This window comes from Hyalangium sp., from assembly GCF_035629615.1.
GTDB lineage: Bacteria > Myxococcota > Myxococcia > Myxococcales > Myxococcaceae > Hyalangium.
Genome location: NZ_DASPHO010000320.1, coordinates 1 through 2,509, shown reverse-complemented (window position 1 = coordinate 2,509; position 2,509 = coordinate 1). Strand labels below are relative to the sequence as shown.

The following is a 2,509-nucleotide window of genomic DNA, read 5'->3' as shown; positions in this document are numbered from 1 at the left end:
CACGGTGAGAGCTTCTCGATCTGCAGCGCCGCGTCCGAGGCGAAGTAGAGCCCGGCGCCCACCGGCACCATGAGGCCGTAGAAGCACGCGTAGCCGAGGATGGTGGACGAGCTGCGGTTCTCCGACTTGAGGATGGAGGCGAGCGACAGCGAGGACGGCACCTTGTGCGCGATGATGGCGATGAAGGCCATCATCCCCACCCCCTCCTTGACGGACGAGCCCAGCGCGACGCCATCCACGAGCGTGTGCAGCGAGAGGCCCACCAGCGCGGCGAACCCCAGCCCGTGGTGCGCGTGCTCCGTGCAGTTGAGCGGCTCCTCGCATGTGTGCGAGAGGAAGAAGCGCTCCAGCACCACGAGGAAGACGAAGCCCGCGGGCACCAGCGTGAAGGCCGGGTAGCCCCCGCCGTGAAACGCCTCGGGCAGCATGTGGAAGAAGGCCGCCCCCAGCATCACCCCCGCCGCAAACGCCAGGAAGGTCACCAGCCGGGTCGCCCGCTGCGTGAACACCACCACCAGCGCGCCCCCGAGGGCACCCAGCAGGATGAAGAAAGAATAGGCGGCGACCGTGGCCACGACCGGCGACATTGGGGCGCGGACCCTACATCAGATGGAGGGGGTTCAGTAGTAGCGCCTCATCACCACCACCGAGACACGCCCGGGCCTCACCTCCACTTCACGCGAGGTGACCCGGCCGCCGACCTCCACATGGACGGTGTGTCTGCCCGCGGGAAGCCGGAGGCGCGCAAGCTGGAACTCGGCCGGAAGCGAGAGCCACGAGCGCAGGTCCGGCTCGTTCGCCAGGTTGAGCAGGAGGAACGTCAGGTACCCCACCTCCTCGCTCTTGGTAATCGCCCCCGCGCCGGCCGCCAGCCCCGCCTTCACCACCGCGCCCGCCAGCTGCTTCGCCACCATCCGGCCGACCCGATCCTCCAGGTGGAGCGTCGCCACCTGCCCCAGCGACGTCACCGTCACTGCTGGCTGCCAGTCCGCCCCCCCGCTCACCTGGGCCCGAGGTGGGGTGCTCCGATCCCGGTACACGGGCACGGTGATGAGCTCCACCGCATGGGACTGGTAGGGACGGCGGGCGGACTGCTTCTCCGGCGAGAGCCCCACCTCCACGACGACCACCACCTGCCCCTCCCCTCGCCCGAGCGGCTCGTGCGGCAGGTCCGGGAACCGCTGGAGCAGCGACGCGTACGCGTCCTCCCGACCCGTCTGCTTCGCCAGGCGCAGCAAGGGCTCGGCCAGCGGCCCCAGCCGTGGCTCCAGCTCGAGCGCCTGCGCATAGTCGATGTACGCCGAATCCCACTCGCGCTGGTCCTCATAGAGGACGCCACCCAGGTAGCGCGCGATGGCGAGCTGCTCGTACGGCTTGTTCTCCTCGACGACCATCCTCCGCAGCCGCTCGTTGACGCGGCGGACCTCCACGAGCGCGTCCTCGTCCTTCCCGAGCTGCGCGTAGTTGAGTGCCTGGAGGACGGAGATCATCAGCTTCTCGAAGTCCTCCCCCCGGTAGGCCCGCTGCCGCTCGTTGCTCAGGAGCGCGCCCGCCTCCTCGCGCACGGAGATGCCATCCAGCTCCTGCGAGAGCCGGTCCGCCTCCGCCAGCACCTGGATGCTCTCCTCCCAGCGCCCAGCGGCGTGCAGCACCATGCCCCGGTCCAGCAGGACGAGCAGCTGGTCATTCGGGTGGCCGTGCTGCTCCTCGCCCGCCAGCATGTCCAGCGCGCGCGGGTAGTCCTCGCCCTGGTAGGCCTCGCGGAGAGCGCGGGTGCGCGCCACGTAGTCCCCCGCGCACCCCGCCAGCAGCAGAGGCCCCAGGAGCACGAGCAGTCCCCCCACCCGAAGACGTGGGCTCCTGCCGAGTCGACGGGGCATGAGGATCACCCGAGCGCTCAGCCGCGCATCACCAGCCCACCGTCCGCCGCTCGAACTTCTTGCGGATCTGCTTCTCGTCCGTCCACTCAATGAGGCCCGTGCGCACGTTGTTCAGCTTCGCCGTCATCTTGTAATAGACGAGCTTGTCGTTGCCGACCTCCTGGATGATCGAGGCCAGGTCCCCCGTCATGATGAAGTCCACGGAGACCTGCTGCCCGGGCCCCTTCGCCTCGTCCGGGTTCACGTAGCCGGACTGCTGGTACTCGTACTCCTCGGCGAGGTCCCAGCGCGCCTGCTGGTCCACCAGCGCGAACCGCCCCGTCTGCGCCAGCGCCGTCTGGATCTTGTCCCCCAGCGAGCGCATGTCGATGTGCTCCGAGGTGCTGTTCTTCAGCTTGCCCACCAGTACAATGGGCAGCCGCTGCGGATCCACCTGGCCGAAGCGGGGCGAGCCCGCCAGCGACTCGGCCATCTTCTTCGCGATGAGCTGCAGATCGTTCTCGTTGAACTGATCCGACAGCATCTCGATGGTGTTCGGATCCTCGTACGTGCCGCGCGTGTAGGCGCGAGGGCCGCCCGCGTAACAGGCGCTGAGCACGGCGGCGAGGCTGGCGGAGATGATGAGGCGG

The 2,509-nt window shown here is 68.9% G+C and carries 3 protein-coding genes; all 3 read right to left on the bottom strand.

The genetic code is table 11. The features are described from left to right. A partial coding sequence (locus VD972_RS16115) for a ZIP family metal transporter (RefSeq protein ID WP_324987863.1) occupies nt 1-587 on the bottom strand: 587 nt, incomplete at its 3' end. Nucleotides 588-620: 33 nt separating this feature from the next. Continuing rightward, entirely contained in the window at nt 621-1,880 is a 1,260-nt protein-coding gene (locus VD972_RS16110) for a hypothetical protein (RefSeq protein ID WP_324987860.1), read from the bottom strand. 28 nt (nt 1,881-1,908) lie between these two features. Continuing rightward, nucleotides 1,909-2,509 (bottom strand): penicillin-binding protein activator LpoB (gene lpoB, locus VD972_RS16105; RefSeq protein ID WP_324987857.1); only part of this gene is annotated, 601 nt, incomplete at its 5' end.

Bases quoted from the DNA above. Each gene is read 5' to 3' on its own strand.
- VD972_RS16110 (WP_324987860.1), bottom strand. From the start codon at position 1,880: ATGCCCCGTCGACTCGGCAGGAGCCCACGTCTTCGGGTGGGGGGACTG.